Source organism: Paractinoplanes lichenicola (assembly GCF_016785085.1).
In the GTDB taxonomy this organism is placed as follows: Bacteria; Actinomycetota; Actinomycetes; order Mycobacteriales; family Micromonosporaceae; genus Actinoplanes; species Actinoplanes lichenicola.
On record NZ_JAENHO010000005.1, the window covers coordinates 199,442 to 217,073 of the forward strand.

General features: G+C 72.1%; 16 protein-coding genes and 1 pseudogene. 9 read left to right on the top strand and 8 right to left on the bottom strand.

The genetic code is table 11. From position 1 onward, the window contains the following. Positions 1-91: 91 nt before the first annotated feature. Entirely contained in the window at positions 92-934 is an 843-nt protein-coding gene (locus JKJ07_RS18335; RefSeq protein WP_307834316.1) for a TIM barrel protein, read from the bottom strand. A 461-nt stretch (positions 935-1,395) separates the two neighbouring features. Then, entirely contained in the window at positions 1,396-2,040 is a 645-nt protein-coding gene (locus JKJ07_RS18340; RefSeq protein WP_202992809.1) for a response regulator, read from the bottom strand. Between the two features lie 144 nt (positions 2,041-2,184). Here JKJ07_RS18340 and JKJ07_RS18345 point away from each other — a divergent pair, with 144 nt between their 5' ends. From JKJ07_RS18345 to JKJ07_RS18355, 3 genes are read left to right on the top strand one after another with little or no spacing between them, the layout of a single operon-like run. Further along, positions 2,185-3,795: a GAF domain-containing sensor histidine kinase gene (locus JKJ07_RS18345; RefSeq protein ID WP_202993296.1), complete on the top strand. Its 1,611-nt coding sequence runs from the start codon at positions 2,185-2,187 to the stop codon at positions 3,793-3,795. Positions 3,796-3,828: 33 nt separating this feature from the next. Continuing rightward, positions 3,829-4,776: an Acg family FMN-binding oxidoreductase gene (locus tag JKJ07_RS18350; protein ID WP_202992810.1), complete on the top strand. Its 948-nt coding sequence runs from the start codon at positions 3,829-3,831 to the stop codon at positions 4,774-4,776. A gap of 3 nt (positions 4,777-4,779) precedes the next feature. Next, positions 4,780-5,736 carry an Acg family FMN-binding oxidoreductase gene (locus tag JKJ07_RS18355; protein ID WP_202992811.1) on the top strand — a complete coding sequence of 319 codons (957 nt, stop codon included), beginning with the start codon at positions 4,780-4,782 and terminating at the stop codon, positions 5,734-5,736. Positions 5,737-5,897: 161 nt separating this feature from the next. On the opposite strand, the gene JKJ07_RS18360 is transcribed toward JKJ07_RS18355, so the two are convergent. Together JKJ07_RS18360 and JKJ07_RS18365 are read right to left on the bottom strand one after the other, a co-directional pair. Next, positions 5,898-8,198, bottom strand: a complete 2,301-nt coding sequence (locus JKJ07_RS18360; RefSeq protein WP_202992812.1) for a S8 family serine peptidase — start codon at positions 8,196-8,198, stop codon at positions 5,898-5,900. Positions 8,199-8,277: 79 nt separating this feature from the next. Continuing rightward, on the bottom strand, positions 8,278-9,075 hold the full coding sequence (locus JKJ07_RS18365) for a hypothetical protein (RefSeq protein ID WP_202992813.1): 798 nt from the start codon (positions 9,073-9,075) through the stop codon (positions 8,278-8,280). Positions 9,076-9,287: 212 nt separating this feature from the next. On the opposite strand from JKJ07_RS18365, the gene JKJ07_RS18370 reads away from it, so the two are divergent. Continuing rightward, positions 9,288-10,010: a PHP-associated domain-containing protein gene (locus tag JKJ07_RS18370; protein WP_202992814.1), complete on the top strand. Its 723-nt coding sequence runs from the start codon at positions 9,288-9,290 to the stop codon at positions 10,008-10,010. On the opposite strand, the gene JKJ07_RS18375 is transcribed toward JKJ07_RS18370, so the two are convergent. From JKJ07_RS18375 to JKJ07_RS18390, 4 genes and pseudogenes are all read right to left on the bottom strand, one after another. Continuing rightward, positions 10,007-10,924: a lysophospholipid acyltransferase family protein gene (locus JKJ07_RS18375; protein ID WP_202992815.1), complete on the bottom strand. Its 918-nt coding sequence runs from the start codon at positions 10,922-10,924 to the stop codon at positions 10,007-10,009. The genes JKJ07_RS18370 and JKJ07_RS18375 overlap by 4 nt on opposite strands. A 15-nt stretch (positions 10,925-10,939) precedes the next feature. Continuing rightward, positions 10,940-11,875: an acyl-CoA desaturase gene (locus JKJ07_RS18380; protein WP_438871418.1), complete on the bottom strand. Its 936-nt coding sequence runs from the start codon at positions 11,873-11,875 to the stop codon at positions 10,940-10,942. 34 nt (positions 11,876-11,909) lie between these two features. Continuing rightward, positions 11,910-12,140, bottom strand: a pseudogene (locus JKJ07_RS18385) (mycothiol transferase); the annotation flags it as partial. A 43-nt stretch (positions 12,141-12,183) separates the two neighbouring features. Further along, positions 12,184-12,741, bottom strand: a complete 558-nt coding sequence (locus tag JKJ07_RS18390) for a DoxX family protein (protein WP_202992817.1) — start codon at positions 12,739-12,741, stop codon at positions 12,184-12,186. Positions 12,742-12,914: 173 nt separating this feature from the next. Here JKJ07_RS18390 and JKJ07_RS18395 point away from each other — a divergent pair, with 173 nt between their 5' ends. The 5 genes from JKJ07_RS18395 (at position 12,915) to JKJ07_RS18415 (ending at position 17,585) form a co-directional block, all read left to right on the top strand. After that, the gene (locus JKJ07_RS18395; protein ID WP_202992818.1) at positions 12,915-14,102 is read left to right on the top strand and encodes an extracellular solute-binding protein; all 1,188 of its coding nucleotides are present in this window, start codon (positions 12,915-12,917) and stop codon (positions 14,100-14,102) included. Continuing rightward, positions 14,099-14,440, top strand: coding sequence for a hypothetical protein (locus JKJ07_RS18400; protein ID WP_202992819.1), 342 nt, complete (start codon positions 14,099-14,101; stop codon positions 14,438-14,440). The genes JKJ07_RS18395 and JKJ07_RS18400 overlap by 4 nt, the downstream gene beginning before the upstream one ends. A 3-nt stretch (positions 14,441-14,443) precedes the next feature. Next, the gene (locus JKJ07_RS18405; protein WP_202992820.1) at positions 14,444-14,998 is read left to right on the top strand and encodes a flavoprotein; all 555 of its coding nucleotides are present in this window, start codon (positions 14,444-14,446) and stop codon (positions 14,996-14,998) included. 32 nt (positions 14,999-15,030) lie between these two features. Then, positions 15,031-16,650 carry a glycoside hydrolase family 3 protein gene (locus JKJ07_RS18410; protein WP_202992821.1) on the top strand — a complete coding sequence of 540 codons (1,620 nt, stop codon included), beginning with the start codon at positions 15,031-15,033 and terminating at the stop codon, positions 16,648-16,650. A gap of 374 nt (positions 16,651-17,024) precedes the next feature. Continuing rightward, positions 17,025-17,585, top strand: a complete 561-nt coding sequence (locus tag JKJ07_RS18415; RefSeq protein ID WP_307834317.1) for a PadR family transcriptional regulator — start codon at positions 17,025-17,027, stop codon at positions 17,583-17,585. Positions 17,586-17,632 lie beyond the last annotated feature (47 nt).

The following is a 17,632-nucleotide window of genomic DNA, read 5'->3' on the forward strand; positions in this document are numbered from 1 at the left end:
CGGGGCCGGGTCGTTGCGCCCGGTGGGGGTTGCGCCTCCCACGTTCCGGTCCGACCCGCACGGCAGTGCCAGCACCGACACTAGACGAGTTTCAGCGCGCGGGGCAGGGCTCATTTTCCGGCGCGAGGCCGAGGGCGGCCAGCTCGGCCAGCAGGTATGCCACGTCGCCGGCGATCTGCTCCACCGTGGCGGCGTGGCTGATCAGCGTCAGGTTCTCGGTGAGCGGGCCCTGGTGGCCGAACAGCTGCTGCAGCCCGTCGCGCCAGGCCACGGTCGTCGAGCCGGCCACGGCGGTCAGGCGGACCTCGACGATCGACAGGCCGGCGTCGGTGACGGTCTCGATGCCCGCGGCCGGGTCGGGCCAGTTGCGCGCGGCGTGCCCCAGGTCGAGGCAGACGCCCAGCCTGTCCTTGTCGATGCGGCTGAGCCCGGCCACCGTCTGCTCCGGGTCGTCGAGCACGAGGCCGGGCGCGGGCTGGAAGCCGACCCGCACGGCCCGCCCGTTCTGCCAGGCCAGGTCGGCCAGCCCGTGGGAGAGCCGGCGCAGGATGCCGAGGGCGGCCTTCTCCTCCGCCTCGGCCCAGCCCTCGCGCCGGCCGATGCCGATCGTGCTCACCGTGCCCCGCACCGCGTCGTCGTCGAGCAGGTCGAGCAGGATGCGTGCGAGGTCGAGCGTGTATTCGCGGCGGGCCGGCTCCGTCCAGCCGGGGGTCTCGCCGCCGCCCTCGTCGAAGGGCGCGCCGCTCAACGTGACGACCTCGAGCCTGCGGGCGTCGAGCTCGGCACGAAGCCGGGTGCGGGCGCGGCTCTCAACGGCGAGGGCGGCGGCGAGCGAGGGGGGAAGCCAGAGGCTCACGCCGAGCCGGTCGGCGCCGAGCCGGGCGCGAACCGCGCCGTACATGTCGAGCTGCGAGACGATCTTCGGTAGATTCACGGGCGTCTCTGCTGAGGGGGTGCCGAGCTCGCAGGACAGGTGCACGATCCGGCCGGAAGGGTGCCTCAGCCGCATCGTTGTCCTCCCCGAGCAAGAGAGCCGGCGCATCTGCACGTGCATCGGCACGTGCTTACTGATCCAGTATGGACCATGCGGCGGCCTGTGCTCGACGCGCGCGTGGCGGGCTTGCGCGTTGCCATGTCGCCTCCATCCTCGGAAACACCTGCCCTCGGATACGAGAGTCATGCGTCCACGGGATCAGTGGCGTACGCGCCGTGCGACGCGATGACCGGGGCAGACATGATCGAGAGAGCCCGAATCAATTGGCCGATCTCGATCGACGCGGGCATGGTGACCAGCCAGTAGGGCCGTCAAGACAGCAGCCGCGACGGTTCCCCCGGACCTCGCAGATGTGCGCCATGTGAAAATTCGGGCGTGCACGAGGCGATCGCACTGGATCTTTATCCGTGCGGATGCTCGCCGAGCAGCCGGGTGGCCAGCACGGCCGCCTGGGTCCGCCGCTCGAGGCCCAGCTTCGCGAGCATGCTCGACACGTAGTTCTTGACTGTCTTCTCGGCCAGGAACATGCGACCGGCGATCTCGCGGTTGGTCAGCCCCTCAGCCACGAACTCGAGGATCCGGCGCTCCTGGTCGGTCAGCGCGGCCAGCTCGCGCGGCTGCTCCACCCCGTTGCGGATGCGCTCGAGCACCCGCTGGGTGACCGCCGGGTCGAGCAGCGACTGCCCCTGGGCGACCCGCCTGACCGCGTCGACCAGGTCGGTGCCGCGGATCTGCTTGAGCACGTAGCCCGACGCGCCGGCCATGATCGCGGCGAACAGGGCCTCGTCGTCCTCGTACGAGGTGAGGATCAGGCCCCGGATCGACGAGTCGACCGCCCGGACGTCGCGGCACACGTCGATGCCGTTGCCGTCGGGCAGGCGGGCGTCGAGGATCGCCACGTCGGGCTTGAGGGCCGGGATCCGCCGGGCCGCCTCCTGGGCCGATCCGGACTCGCCGACGACCTCGATGTCACCACCGGACTGGAGCAGGTCGACAAGGCCGCGGCGCACCACTTCGTGGTCGTCGAGGAGGAAAACTCGGATCATGCGACCTTCCTATCGCGTACGGAAGGCCTGGTCCAAGGGTCTAAAGTCCCGCCACCGTAATCTTGGGCCGTGGCGGAGCAGAAGAAGCCCGAACTCGGCCTGAGCCCCCTCTCCCGGGTGCGTCTCGACGAGCTGCTGCAGGAGATGCTCGACCGGGTCGGCGAGGTGATGACCAGCCGGGAGCGGCTGCGCGCGCTGCTCGACGCCGTGGTCGGCATCGGCACCGACCTCGACCTGCGCAGCACCCTGCAACGCATCGTCGAGTCGGCCTGCGCGCTGGCCGGGGCCCGCTACGGCGCGCTCGGGGTGATCGGCGCCGACCGCACCCAGCTCTCCGACTTCATCACCCACGGCATCGACCCCGCGACCCACGCCGAGATCGGCGACCTGCCGCACGGCCGTGGCGTGCTCGGGCTGCTCATCACCGACCCGCAGCCGGTGCGCCTGCCCGACATCACCAGGCACCCCCACTCGTACGGGTTCCCCCCGCACCACCCGCCGATGCACAGCTTCCTCGGCGTGCCCGTGCGGATCCGCGACCACGTCTTCGGCAACCTCTACCTGGCCGAGAAACAGGGCGCGGCCGAGTTCAGCGAGGACGACGAGGAGATCGTGGTGGCCCTGGCCGCCGCCGCGGGCGTGGCGATCGACAACGCCCGGCTGTTCACTCTCGCGCAGCGGCGGGAGCGCTGGCTGGCCGCCACGGCCGAGATCACCGGGGTGCTGCTGGGCACCGTCCGCCGTACGGAGGCTCTGCAGCTGATCGCCCGGCGCGCCCGTGAGGTCTCCGGCGCCGCGCTCGTGCTGGTGCTGCTGCACGACGACTCGTCCTACCGCATCGAGATCGCCGACAGCGACGACCCGGCGTGGACCCGGCTGGCCGGGGAGCGGGTCGCCGTGGACTTCGCCGGCTATCAGGTGCTGGACGACCTGCGGGCGGTCGCCGACTGGCCCGCCCCGGTGCCCGCCGGCCCGGCCGTGGTGGCCCCGCTGACCGGCGCCGACGCCCCGCACGGCCTGCTCATCGTCAGCCAGGCGCCCGGCCAGCCGCTCGCCGACGACGACGCGGTGCTGCTGTCGACATTCGCCGGGCAGGCCGCGCTCGCCCTCGAACGGGCCCGCGCCCAGGAGGAGCGGGAGCTGCTGGCCGTGCTGGCCGACCGCGAGCGCATCGCCCGCGACCTGCACGACGTCGTCATCCAGCGGCTGTTCGCGACCGGCATGCAGCTGCAGGGGGCGGCCCTGCAGAAGTCGCGCGACGAGACCGTCCGGCGGATCAACACCACGGTCGACGACCTCGACGAGACGATCCGCGACATCCGGCGGTCGATCTTCGAGCTGCGGACGCCGGCCGGGCCGTCGCTGCGGGCGGCGCTGCGCGAGACGGTCGAGGCGGCCGCGCTCGGCTTCCGGCCGACCCTCGACACGAGCGGCCCGGTCGACAGCGCGATCCCCGACGACATCGTGCCCGAGCTGCTGGCCGTGCTGAGCGAGGCGTTGTCGAACGTGGCCCGGCATGCCAAGGCGACGAGCGTACGGGTCTCGGTCCGGGCCGCCGAGGGCGAGGTGATCCTGCAGGTCTCCGACGACGGGGTCGGCTTCGCCCCCGAGGCGGCCCGCGGCGGCCTTGTCAACATGGCGGAACGGGCCCACGACCTGGGCGGCTCGTTCGACGCGGGCCCGGGCCCGGACGGCGGGACGGTCCTCACGTGGCGGGTGCCGATCTCCTCGGCGAGACGGGACTTTCGGCCCTGAACGGGCACGGGGCCGTGGCCGCACGCTTGACTCATGACACCGCTCGAGCAAGCCGCCCAGGCCGCGCTGCACGCGCCGTCCGTCTTCAACACCCAGCCGTGGCGCTGGCGGATCGACGGCGACACGATGGAGCTGTACGCCGACGAGTCCCGCCGGCTCGAGACCACCGACCGCGACGGCCGGCTGCTGATCCTGAGCCTCGGCGCCGCCCTGCACCACGCCCTGACCGCGCTGGCCGCGGCCGGCTGGTCCTACTTCGTCGAGCGGCTGTCCGGCCCCGGCCCGGTGGCCCGGATCGAGCTCGGCCCGCCGGCGCCGCCCACCCCGGCGGTGCAGCGGCTGGCCGAGGCGATCCCGCGACGCCGTACGGACCGGCGGGCCTTCGGCCGCCGCACCGTCACCGACGCCGAGCTGACCAAGCTGCGGCTGCTCGTCGAGGCGAACGGCGCCTACCTGCACGTGGTGCCGTCCGACCAGATTCCCGCGCTGGCGATCTCGGCCGAGCTGGCCGGCGACGCCGAGCTCGGCGACCCCGACTACCGCGACGAGCTGCGCGAGTGGACCCACCGGCCGGCGGGCGCGGGGGACGGCGTGCCGGCCGACACCGCCGTGGAGCCCGGGCTGCGCCGGGTTCCCGTACGGGATTTCGCGCCGGAGGACACGCCTGGGCTCACCGTCGGCGCCGAGCACGACCAGGGCGCGGCGTACGTGATCGTCTTCGGCCGGGGCGACGAGCGGCTCGACCTGCTGCGCGGTGGTGAGGCGCTCTCGGCCCTGCTGCTCTCGGCGACCGCCGACGGCCTGGCCACCGCCCCGCTCAGCGACGCCGTCGAGGTCGCCTGGCCGCGGCTGCTGGTGCGTGGCCTGCTGGCCGGCCTGGGGGAGCCGTACCTGGTGGTGCGCCTGGGCTACGCCGCCGCGGGCACGCCGCTGCCGCCCCGCCCGCGGCGCGTCGCCGCCGACGTGATCGTCACCGGCTGAGTCATGGCCGGCTACGGCGTTCAGGATCTGCTGCGCGCGGCCGCGGCCGGCATCCGCGCGCCCTCCCTGCACAACACGCAGCCGTGGCAGTTCCGGCTGCGGGACGGCGCCGTCGAGATCCTCGCCGACCCGGCCCGCCGGCTCGCCGTGGCCGACCACACGGGCTGGGCGGTGCGGATCGCGGTCGGGGCGGCCACCTGCAACGCCCGGCTGGCTTTAGCCGTTCTCGGAAAGCCGGCCACGGTCACTTTCCGGCCCGACCGCACCGACCCCGATCTGATGGCCCGGCTGACCCCGGCGCCGCCCCGCCCGGCCACCTACGGTGAGAGCGCCCTGTTCGACGCGATCCCGCGCCGGCACAGCCACCGCGCCCCGTTCTGGCCCGACCCGGTGCCGGCCGAGACCCGCCGCCGCCTCATCGACGCCGCCCGGGCCGAGAACGCCTGGCTCGACCTGCTCGTCGGCATGGTCCCGCTGGCCGGCTTCGCCGAGATCGCCCGCAGCGCCGACCGCGTCCTGCACCGCGACACCCGCTACCAGACCGAGCTGGCCGGCTGGGCCCACGCCGACACCGCCCCCGACGGCGTGCCGGTCGCGGCCGGCGCCCCCGCCCCCGAGCCCCAGGACCTGCTGCCCCAGCGGGCCTTCGCCGACCGCCGCCGGGCCCCCGGCCGCGACTACGAGCCGGAGCCCCTGGTCGCGGTGCTGGGCTCGGCGGGCGACCGCCCGGCCGACCAGCTGCTGGCCGGCCAGGCCCTGCAACGGGTGCTGCTGACCGTCACCGACGCCGGGCTGGCCGCCTCCCTGATCAGCCAGCCCATCGAGGTCCCGGCCGCCCGCGAGCAGCTGCGCCGGTCGTTGCGCCGCTCCGGCTTCCCCCAGCTGGCCCTGCGCATCGGCTACGGCCACCCGGGCCCGTCGGCCCCGCGCCGCGACGTCACCGACGTCATCGTCGGCTAGGCCCTGTTTCGCAGTGGGGGCGGGGCTGCGGCAGGGCCCAGATCCCGCCTGGCGGCGTCCCGTGAAAGCCAGGTTCCAACACCGGGAGCCAGGCTTCCCCGGGCCACCACCAGACGAAATCTGGACCCGGCCTCGCTCCCACCCCCACTACGAAACAGGACCTAAGCGTGTTCCTCCAGGAAGGACAGCAGGCCGGCGCCGTCGAGGCCGGTGGCCCGCTCGTGGGTCCGGCCGTCCACCACCTCGTAGGCCAGGGACTCGTCGTCGCCCGGCACGGCGACCACCGCGAACGTGCGGCCGCCGCCCAGGGTCAGCTTGCGGGCCTGCCCCGGCCAGTCCTCGGCCCGTACGGTCTCGACCGGGACGCCCGTCACCGAGGCCAGCCGTTCCGGCGTGCTGCCGGCCAGGCCGCTCAGCGTGACGATGCCCTTGCGGCCCAGCCGCTCCGTGATCACCGGGTTGAGGCCGGCGATGCCGCCGAAGTCGTCCCCGGTCCGCACCGACACGTCCGCCGACGTCGTCCACCCGGCCGCGGTCACCGCGACCGAACCACGGGCGACGGCCCCGGCCGGCAGGTCGAACGTGTGCGTCGTCGCGGAGCCGGCGGCGAGACTGCGGCCGTCGGCAGTCAGGACGGCCGTGGTCGCGATGTCCGTCCGGACCGTCAGGCGGCCCGCGTCGGCCTGCAGCGAGACGATGACCGGGAACACCGCGGTGCGGGCGAGCTCGACGGCCCGTACGGCGTCGAGCTTGGCGCCGGGGCGCAGCGAACGACGCAGCACCTGGCTCACCTGCTCGGCGGTCAGCAACGGCACCGCCTGCAGGACGAGCGCCGTCGCGCCGGTCACGTGGGGCGCCGCCATCGACGTGCCCATCAGGCTCCGGTGGCTGTCGCCGCCGTCGCGCCAGCCCGCCCGGGCCGACGTGACGAACTCGCCCGGCGCCGTCAGCTCCGGCTTGTCCCGCCCGTCGCGGGTGGGGCCGAGCGAACTGAACTCGGAGAGCTGCCCGATCGCCGCCGGCACCTGCGACTTGGTCACGTACGACCCCACGGTGACAACGCGGCGGGCCGAGCCGGGCACGGTGATCGTCCGGGACGGGTCACGCTCGCCCGGCGCGAACCGGCTCTGCTCCGGGGCCCCCGCGGCGTCGCGCGGCGCCCGTTCGATCCACGCGTCGAACCGGCCGTTCCGCACGGTTCCGGCCCGCAGCACCACGTTCCACCGGCCGGGCTGGATCTGCTCGGCCGCGCCGCGCCGCACGATCACCGACGCGCGCCGGTCCCCGGTGTCGTCCGCGTCCTCGTCCACATCGATGCGAACCTGATTGCCGGTGCCCGTCTCGAAGGACAACGACGACCCCGGCCGTACGCGGGACGACGGCGCCCCCGCCGGTGGCGTGACACCGACCTCGATGTCGTCGTGCCCGCTGAACCACACCTCGACGACGTCGTCGAAGCGGTTGCCCGCGGCCACGTCGAACTCCAGGAACCGGTCCCCGCCGGGTGACAGCGACCCGCCCGCGTGCACGCCCCACTGCCGCTCGTTGCCGGCCGACTTGACCACCACGAACCCGGGCTGCCGGCTCAGCTCGTCGATCCGCCGTTCGAGCAGCGACTCCCCGCCATGACCCCCGATATTGGTGCCCTGGCTCAGATTCACCACCACCGGACGGCCGGCCGCCCGCTGCCGCACGTAGTCCAGCCCGGCCACGACCCGGGTCGAGGTGCCCAGCGACGCCCCGTCCTCGCCGAGCGCGACCACGATCAGGTCGGCGCCGGGCGCGATCCCGGTGAACAGCCCCCGGTCGCGCTCGTCGCCGGCCGCGATGCCGGCTACGTGCGTACCGTGGCCGCTCCTGTCCTCGTGGGGCACCACCGCGAGCGGGTCGGGAGCGGCGAGCGCCCGGTCGATGTCCGCCCGCTGATATTCGCGCCCGAACGGCACCGTCGACCCGGCGGCCGGGTCCGCGCCCTGATCCCAGAGCGCGACGATCCGCGTGCCTCCGTCGGGGCGGCGGAAACACGGGTGGGTGTAGTCGATCCCGGAGTCGAGCACCGCCACCACCACGCCCGACCCGGTCACCCCGGGCGTCGCGGTGTGCAGCGTCTCGGCCCCGCATTCCGTACGGGACCAGTTGAGCTCGGGAAACAGCGGCCGGGACGCCTCGACCCGCGCCACCGCGTCGTGCCCGGCCAGCGCCGGCAACTCGGTCACCGGCAGCCGGACCCGGCGCACCGAGCCGGCCGCACCGACCGTCGCGCCGGGCAGGGCCGGGCCGAGCTCGTCCAGATCGGCCTCGGCCACCCCTTCGACCAGGACCTCGATGGTGGCGCCGTCCGCGCGGGCGTCCCAGGCGATGCGCCCGCCCAGGGGCACGTCGCCGGCTGCCGCGAATTCCGTCCCGGACCGGCCGCTCATCTCGTCGATCAGCAGGCGCAGTCGCGGATCCACCTTCGCCATGTCGGATCTCCTTCGCACCGGCCGCCGTGCGACCGGCCGACGGACCGCCGGCGTCCCCCGCGCCGGCGATCGGGGTCGGTCATCGGTAGATCAGCACCCGGACGGGGGTGTCCCGGACGAAGCTCGGGGTCAGACCCGGCACCACGACCGGGCCGCCGCCCGCGCCGGGCAGGAACGGGAACACGAAGGGCGGCTCGGAGTCGAGCTGCAGCCACGTCGAGGCGTAGCCGGCGAAGGGCGCCACACCGTTGACATCGATGGTCAGCGTGATGTCCAGCACCCGCGGCGACAGGTCGGGCGGGGCCGGCAGCGACGGGATCGGCAGCACGAACAGGTTGATGTTGCCGGCGCCGAAGACGCTGGTGATCGGTCCGAGCACGGGGCCGGGCGTGACGCTGTTGACGTTGACCGTGAGGCCCTGGACGGCGAAGCTCTGGCCGGTCATGATCTGGGCCGCGGACGGGTTGCCCGGCGTGAAGCCGAGCGGCAGCGGGTTGCGCCAGATCGCCGCGATCAGGAACGCCGGCTCGCCGGTCTGGATGATGCGGCTGGGCTGGAACGGGCCCACCGGGCCGATCGGCTGGAACGGGCCGACGGCGATGAGGTCGAAGAACTGATAGGGCACGCCGCCGAACGTGGCCTGCGCGTCCGCCGCCTCGGCGGCCGGGCCGCCGTTGCCGGACCGGCCGTTGTGGCCGTTCTGTGTCGCGAGCGCCGACGGCTTGCCCATCTGCTGGACCTGGCTGCGGTAGAGCGTCGTGCCGCTCTCCAGCCTGTCGTGGATCTGTTGCGCGGTCTGCTTGATCTGTTCGCTCTTGCTCTTGAGGCTGTCGGGTATCTCCATGTCCTCGACCGGCCTCGTCAACGTATCGGTCATCCTGTGCTCCAAACCGCTTGTTGAAGTCGGAGACCCACTGCAGTGTGTCCGGCCCAGACTGCGCGCCCGCCGACACAGATCGCCACGGGAATGCGCTGTCCGCTCTCCGACACCGAGGTTTAAACCGGCGCGCGGCGGATTGTCATCGCGGATTCCCGGAATGGTAGGACTGATCTATTTCTGCCCCGCGTTCCCGCGAATATCATGACCGCGTGCGCGAACCAGGCCAGGCCGATCTGCATATGCACACCAACCTCGGCGACGGCTGGATCAGTCCGGCCGCTGTCGTGAACGAGGCCGAGCGGGCCGGATTGTCGGTGATCGCGGTGACCGATCACGACCATCTCGAGGGCGCCAAGCGGGTCGAAGAGTTGCTGGTGGCGCGAAATTCCCGCGTACGTCTGATCAAAGGGGTCGAGGTGACGACCCGCAGCGGGCATCTGCTCGGGCTTTTCGTCACCAAGGCGCCCCGCCCGATGCGCCCGGTGCCCGAGGTCATCGACTTCATCAAGGAACAGGGCGGGCTGGTTGTCGTGCCGCATCCGATGGGCCGGCTCGTGCCCAGCCTGAGCCGCCGGAGAATCGACGAACTGCTCGGCGCCGGCTATTCGATCGACGGCCTCGAGATCTATAACCCGAGCCCGGCCAACGCCTCCCGGCGGGCCGAGGTGCGCGCGGCCAACCGGGAATGGGGGCTGGCCGAGATCGGGTCCAGCGACGCGCATTTCCGGCAGCACATCGGCGCCGGCTACACCATTTTCGACGGCCGCACGCCCGACGAGCTGAGCCGGGCGATCGCCGAGCGGACGGTGCGGGCCGGCGGTCAGGAACGCCCGCCGGTCCGGCTCAATCCGGCCTCCTATGTGGCCCAGTGCGCGTGGAGCTGGTTCGTCGATCCGCCGCGCCGCGCGATCCGCCGGATGCGAGCCTCCTAAGCCGCTTGCAGCGCGGCCGGGGCCGGGAAGGCGGCGGGCCAGAAACGGCGGAACATGAACCACTGCGCGGGCGAGTGCCGCACGACCTCCTCCTGGCAGTCGAGCATGTATTGGGTGAGCCGCTGAATTTCCGCGGCACGCTCGGCGCTGCTGCCGACCGTACGGGGAAAAAGCGCCGGAAACGTGCGGATGTAATAGCCGCCGCCCGGCGCGAACCACATGTAGCCGGGCATGATCGCCGCCCCGGTCTTCACCGCCAGCGCCGCCGACCCGGCCGGCACAAAGGTGCGGCGCCCGAAGAACGTCACCTCGACGCCCTGCCGCTCGGACACCGGCCGGTCGACGACGATCGCCACCGCCCGGCCGTCGTTCAGCGCCCGCAGAATACGGCGCGGCGCGGTCACCGGAATGACGTCGACGCTCTTCTCCCGCCGATGCCCCTGCAACAGCGCGTTGAGCCGCTCGTCCTTGAACGTGTCGGCCACCGCCGACAGGGGAACGTGCTGCGCGGCGATCGCACCGGCCAGATCCCAGCTGCCGAAATGGCCGGTCGTGATGACCGTTCCCTTGCCGGGTGCCATCGCCGCCCGCAGATATTCGTGCCATTGCGCACCGACAGTCAGATCCGTCATTCGCGCATCGACATCGGTCAGGTCGACATACGGCAGGCACACCAGAGAAGCCGCCGTACGCCCGTATTTGCTCCACGAGCTCAGCGCCGTCCGCCGCACAAGCTGATGCCCGTACGGGAGCCCGAGCACCACGGCCATGTTCTCCTGCGTGATGAGCCGCTTGGACCGCCACCCCAGATAGCTGGCGGACGTGACGGTCGACGCGACCATGTGCCGCACCCGCGGCGGGGTGCGCCCCACCACGGCGATTCCGGAATGGGCGAGCCAGTACGCCGAGGACATCGCGCCACCCCCGGCTTAGCGAGCGATCCGGACGAGGCGTTCGGGGTCGGGCCACCGCACGTCGTAGGCCCAGCCGAGCTTCTCGAACAGCCAGATCGTGCGGGCCGACACGTCGAGCTCGCCCCGGCGCACGCCGTGCCGGGCCTGGGTCGGGTCGGCGTGGTGCAGGTTGTGCCAGGCCTCACCCATGCTGAGCAGGGCCAGCGGCCAGAAGTTGGCCGACTTGTCGCGCGTCGCGAACGGCCGCTCGCCGATCATGTGGCAGACCGAGTTGACCGACCAGGTCACGTGGTGCAGCAGCGTGATCCGCACCAGCCCGGCCCAGAAGAACGCGGTCAGCGCCCCCGCCCACGACCAGCTGATCAACCCGCCCATGACGGCCGGCGCGACCAGCGTGACGATCGTCAGCGGCCCGAACAGCCGGTGCATGACGCGCATGTCGCGGTCGGCCAGCAGATCCGGCGCGAACCGTTCCTGGTTGGTCAGGTCACGGTCGAGGATCCAGCCGAGGTGGGCGTGCCAGAACCCGCGGACGAGCGCGGCCGGCGACGTGCCGAACGCCCACGGCGAATGCGGGTCGCCCTCCTTGTCGGCGAACGCGTGATGCCGCCGGTGATCGGCCACCCAGTGCAGGATCGGCCCCTGCACGGCCATGCTGCCGACCACCGCGAGCGCGATCCGCAGCGGGCGGTGGGCCTTGAACGACCCGTGCGTGAAGTAGCGGTGGTAGCCGACGGTGGCACCGAGGCAGGTCACGACATACCAGCCGACGGCCAGCGCGACGTCGAGCCACGTCAGGCCCCAGCCCCAGGCCACCGGCACGGCGGCCAGCAGCGCGACGAACGGCACGGTGACGAACAGATAGACGGTGACGTGAGCGGGCAACGGGCGGCGGCCGCTCAGCAGGCTCTTGGGCCTGCGGGTCTGGTTGGGCAGGGCGGACTCGGTCACTCTGATCACCCCAGGGCTCCGGTTGCGCGTCACGCTAAGCCGCGCCGGCAGCCGCCCGGCCAACCCCGCCCGGCGGAGAAGTGAACCCCGGAGATCCCGCCCATTGCCCCGTACGCCCGTCGATGGCCGTCCAGAAGATGCGCACCACGTCGCCGTGGCCCTGCAAGCAGCGGTAGAACCAGTTGTGCTCGACCCGGCCCATGTGCCGCACCAGGCCCAGCAGGCTCATCGTCGACGGCGGCACCGAGCGCCGAGACCACCGGTCGCGCGAAAGGCCCGGCCGGGCGGCCGGGCCTCAGGGGGAGCGCTCAGATGAGCCAGCGGTTCTTCTGCACAAGTGGGAGCTTGGCCCACCAACGGCCGAGGCCCCAGGTGTGTCCGGCGTAGGTGAGGGCGAGAGCGATCGCAGCGACCGCGTAGACGAAGTGGTAGTCGACCACCGGGTTGCTCGAACCGCTGGCCAGGGGCCATTCGGCCAGCCACATCAGGAGCATCATGGCGGTGGCGCCGACGGCGGCCAGGCGCAGGCCGATCCCGGCGATGAGGGCGACGCCGATCGCGAGCATGCCGAGCATGAAGCTCCAGTCGGCCCAGCCGGCCCCGGCGATCGAGTGGAAGAAGCCCTGGAACGGGCCGACCTCGACGCTCGCGAGGAAGCCCTTGGTCGGCGAGCCGCCGTTGATCCAGGCCCGCTCCCACGGGGTCGACCAGCCGAGCCCGAAGGTCTTGTCGAGGAAAGCCCACAGGAAGACGAAGCCGGTCGAGACCCGCAGCACGGCGAGGGCCCTCGCGGCGGTCCTGGTGAGCATGGCGCCCGGCGCCTCAACAGTCTCGAGGTCTGCCGCGGCCCGGCGGATGGTGGTCATCTCTGCCTCCTTCATCGTCATCTCTCACCACTGAGATTCCTCTTGCCGGAGGCGCCGCACCCGGGCCGTCGCTCCCGACCCGGCAGGACCAAAGTCCCGTCCGCCAGGGAGTGACCGGGGTCACGTAAAGGCGATCAAGCGAGTACCGTACGTAGGCGCGGACGGAGGTGCGGATGACGGAGCTCTACTCTCGACGGTCGTTCCTCGCGGGCGTGCTCACGTCCGGCACGCTCTCGGCCGGCGCGGGCTATGTGCTGACCCGGCGCGAGCCGGTCGATCTGGTGCTGGCGACCGGGAACGACCCCACTGGGGGCCGCCAGCTCCTGGTGACCATGTGGAATCAGCTCAACCCGGACGTGCAGATCCACACGGAGACGGTCAACAGCTCGACCCGTGACCAGTACGAGTTGTTCCTCCGCACCAAGGCCGACATCTTCAACCTCGACGTCATCCACATCCCCCGCTTCGCCGACGACGAGCGGATCGTGCCGATCACCCCGCTCGACGGGAACCCGCCGCTGGCCGCGGTGAGCCGGCTCTCCCAGCGGGCCGGCCGCGACGACTTCTGGGCCATCCCGTTCAACACCGACGTCGGCATGCTCTACCGCCGGATCGCCGACAAGCGGGTGGCCGATCCCGAGCCCAAGCTGGCGGATCTGCTGACCACGGCCCCCGGCCAGTTTGCGGGGCAGCTCGACACGGTCGGCCCGCAGACCGAGGAGGCGTTCGTCGTCAACGTCCTCGAGCAGGCGCTGGCCCAGGACGACGCGATCCTGACCGAGGACGGGGTGCTCTCGTTCAGCCTCGGGCAGTGGCGCCAGGCGCTCGGCCCGGTGGCCGCCGCGATCAAGGCGGGCCGCGTGCTCGACCAGGCCGGCGAGGGATCCACCACCCGGGTCTTCCAGCAGTCGGGGCTGCGCTACATGCGCAACTGGCCGGTCAGCTTCCCGGCCGTCGAGCGGGCCGAGCGCACCAAGGTGTCCACCGCCGAGATCCGCCTGGGCGGGCTGCCCACCGGCATCATCGGCGGGCAGAGCCTGGCCGTCTCGGCCGACAGCCCCCACCGGGAGGAGGCCGAGGCGGCTATCCGCTTCCTGACCGGCAAGTCCGCGCAGCTGCTGCTGACCAAGTACGGCTTCGCCCCGACCGGCCTCGACGCCTACATCAACCAGCGGCTGGCCGAGTCGCTGCCGCACCTGCAGGACATCCGGGTCGCCGTCGAGTCGTCCCGGCCGCGACCGATGCACAAGAACTACGCCGCCTTCGCGCGGGTCTTCGCCGAGCACACGCGCGCCCTGCTGCAGGACGGCGAGCAGCTGACCCAGCGGTTCATCTCCGACATCCAGCAGGAGCTCGGATGAGCGGGGTGGAGCTCGACGCCTGGCAGATCCCGATTCTGGTGACCGCGGCCGTGGTGCTGGTCGAGGCGGCGTTCAACCTGGTGCTGCGCTATCGGGGCATCGGGCCGCCCTCGCAGCGGGTCCGCACGGTCGGCTTCGGCCTGCTCGTCGTGCTGACCGTGGTGGTCTTCGTGGCCGCGCTCGGGCCGACCCGGGCCGACCAGTTGTCCAGTGTGGCGGCCGCGGTCGCCGCGGTGGTGGCCTTGTGGCTCACCTACCGCTCCTACAACACCGTCACCAAGCAGACCGAGGAAGCCGGTAAACCAGCGCCGGAACCCGACGATCCAGGAGAATCTTGAGCTATGGGTGATTTGCGAGTGGTCGTGTGCGGCGGAGGCGCCGCCGGGGGTGTCCTCGAGCTGATCAAGGTCGCCTGCGAGCGCGGCTGGACGGTCGACGTCACGGCGACCAAGAACGCGTTCGACTTCATGGACCCCTCCGAGGTCACCCGGGTCTGCGGCCGGCCGATCCGCACCACGTACAAGTTCGCCGCCGACGGCACCCGCATCTCCCCGCCGGCCGACGCCATGATCGTGGCCCCGGCGACGTTCAACACGATCAACAAGCTGGCCAACGGCATCGCCGACACGTACGCCCTGAGCTCGATGGCCGACGTGATCGGCCGGGGCGTGCCCACCGTCGTGGTGCCCGCGGTCAACGAGCCGCTGGCCGCCCGCCGCCCGTTCCGCCGCTCCCTCGACGAGCTGCGCGCCGAGGGCGTCCGGGTGCTGTTCGGCCCGGTCGACGGCTGGGTGCCCGGCAGCACCGAGCCCTTCCCGTGGATCAAGGCGCTCGACCTGGTCGAAGACGTCTTCGGTTTGACAAGAATCGATAGCCGCGCTCACATGAGAGCGTGAAGCGACGCCTGATTCCGGTTATCGTCCTGGCCATGGCCGCGTTCCCCGTCACCGCCGCGGCCCGCGACCGGCTCGCCGGCATGACCCTGGCCGAGAAGGTCGGCCAGATGGTCGTCTCGTACGTCTACGGCGAGTCGGCGACCAGCGTCTCGGCCGCCGACGCCACGGCCAACGAGGCCATGTTCGGCGCGGGCGTCACCACCGGCGCCCAGGCCGTCGAGAAATACCACCTGGGCGGCGTCATCTACTTCACGTGGAGCCGCAACCTGGCCAATCCGCCGCAGATCGCGGCCCTCTCCAACGGGCTGCAGCGCGCCGCGATGGGTGACACCGGCATCCCGCTGCAGATCAGCACCGACCAGGAGGGCGGCACGGTCAACCGGATCGGGGCGCCGCTGGCGATCTCGCCCGGCAACATGGCCATCGGCGCCACGTTCGACCCCCGTACGGCGTATGACGCGGCCAAAGTGAGCGGCACCGAACTGCGCGCGCTCGGCATCACCGTCACGCACGCCCCGGTCGTCGACGTCAACACCAACCCGCGCAACGCCGCCGACGGGGTGCGAGCCTTCAGCGACCGTACGGCTCATGTCGCCACCTTCGGCGTCGCGGCCGAGCGGGGTTATCGCGCGGCCGGCATCGGCACCACGGCCAAGCACTTCCCGGGCCTGGGCGACACCACGGTCAACACCGACAACGGGGTCGCCGTCACCGACGAGAGCCGGGCCCAGATCCTGCGCACCCACGTGCCGCCGTTCCGGGCGATCATCGCGGCCGGCGCCGAGAGCATCATGGCCGCCCACATCGTCGCCCCGTCGCTCGACCCGACCGGCGTCCCGGCCAGCCTGTCCCGCCCCATCATCACCGGCCTGCTGCGCGACCAGCTCGGCTTCGACGGCGTCGTGGTGACCGACGCGCTCGAGGCCGCGGCGCTCGAGGACTACACCGACGAACAGGTCATCATCGGGGCCGTGCGGGCCGGCGTCGACCAGCTGCTGATGCCCCGCAGCGTCCCCGGCGCGATCCGGATCCTGCTCGACGCCGTCGAATCCGGCCAGCTCAGCGAGCGCCGCATCGACCAGTCCGTCCGCCGCATCCTCAAGACCAAGACCGGTTCCCCGTACGTCCCCGAGCCCCCCGTCGTAGGCACCCCCGCCGCCGTGGACACGATGAACCGCATCGCGGCCCGCTCGATCACCACGCTCCGCTCCGCCGCCCTGCCGCTCCGCCCCGGCCAAACAGTGCTGGTCACCGGCTGGGGCGCAGGCACCACGACCAACCTGGCGGCCGCGCTCGGCGCCACCCGCCTCTACACCGGTTCCCCCACCGACGCGCTGATCGCCCAGGCCGTCACAGCCGCCCAGCAACACGACGTCACAGTGGTCACGACCTCCAACGCGTGGTCCGACCCGACCCAGGTCAAACTGGTCCAGGCCCTCCTGGCCACCGGCAAACCCATCGTGGTCGTCGTCGCCGGCACCCCGTACGACCTAGCTTCCTTCCCAACGGCGAAGACCTTCGTGGCCGCGTACGGGTATCAGCCCCCGACGATCGCCGCCCTGGCCGCAGTCCTCCAGGGCCGGGCCAAGTCGACCGGCCGCCTCCCCGTCACGATCGAAGGCCTCTACCCGTACGGCTACCGCGCCCCCTGATCCACTGCCCCTCGTCACGATCGCGGGCCTCTACCCGTACGGATTCCGCGCCTCCCGAGCCATCCATAGCCCGAATCCCGGTCGTGCCTGCGCCGCCCTGCGCGAAGCGGTGCGGCGCACCGGCGATACGGCTTGCTGACGCGAAACGCCCCAAGCCGTCCCTTTACGAGCGACGGCCTCTATCCGTACGGCTGCCGCGCCCGCCGAGTTATCCACAGCCCCCATCCGCGCCCGCTTGACAAGGCGTAATGTCCCCAGCCGTCTCCCCGTGGTGGGCGGGGGTTCGGGATGGCCGACTCTGGAGATCATCTACGACCCTACTCGCGGGCGTATACTCGTACGCGAATAAGGGGTTGGTCGTGAAGAAACGTAGGGTGGGCAATCTGTTAGCGCTGGGAGTGCTCTCGGTGCTGGCCTACCAGCCCATGCACCCCTACGAGATGGCCGGCACCCTGCGCGGCTGGGGCAAGGATCGCGACCTAGGCATCAAGTGGGGCTCCCTCTACACGGTCGTCCGCAACCTGGCCCGCCACCAGCTGATCGCCGAGGTCGAGACCGTGCGCGAGGGCGCCCGCCCCGAACGCACCGTCTATCGCCTGACCGACGAGGGTCGGGCCGAGCTGCTCGACTGGACGCGGGAGCTGCTCACCGACGGCGAGCCTTTCCGTGCCGGGCTGTCCCTGCTCTCGGTCGTGCCGCCGGGGGACGCCGTCGTGCTGCTGCAACAGCACGTCGACGCGTTGGCGGCCCGCATCGGTGAGCTTCGCGACCAGTTGGAGCGCGAGACCGTGCCCCGGCTCTTCCTCGTGGAGCTCGAATACGACATCGCCATGGCCACGGCCGAGGCGGCCTGGACCGGCGCGCTGCGCGACGAGATCGCGAGCGGCGCCTTTCCCGGACTGGAGGTGTGGAAGAGCCATCACGAGCCCCGGTGACCTGCTGCAACAGGCCACCGGGGCGGAACCCCTCGAGCACGACCGCG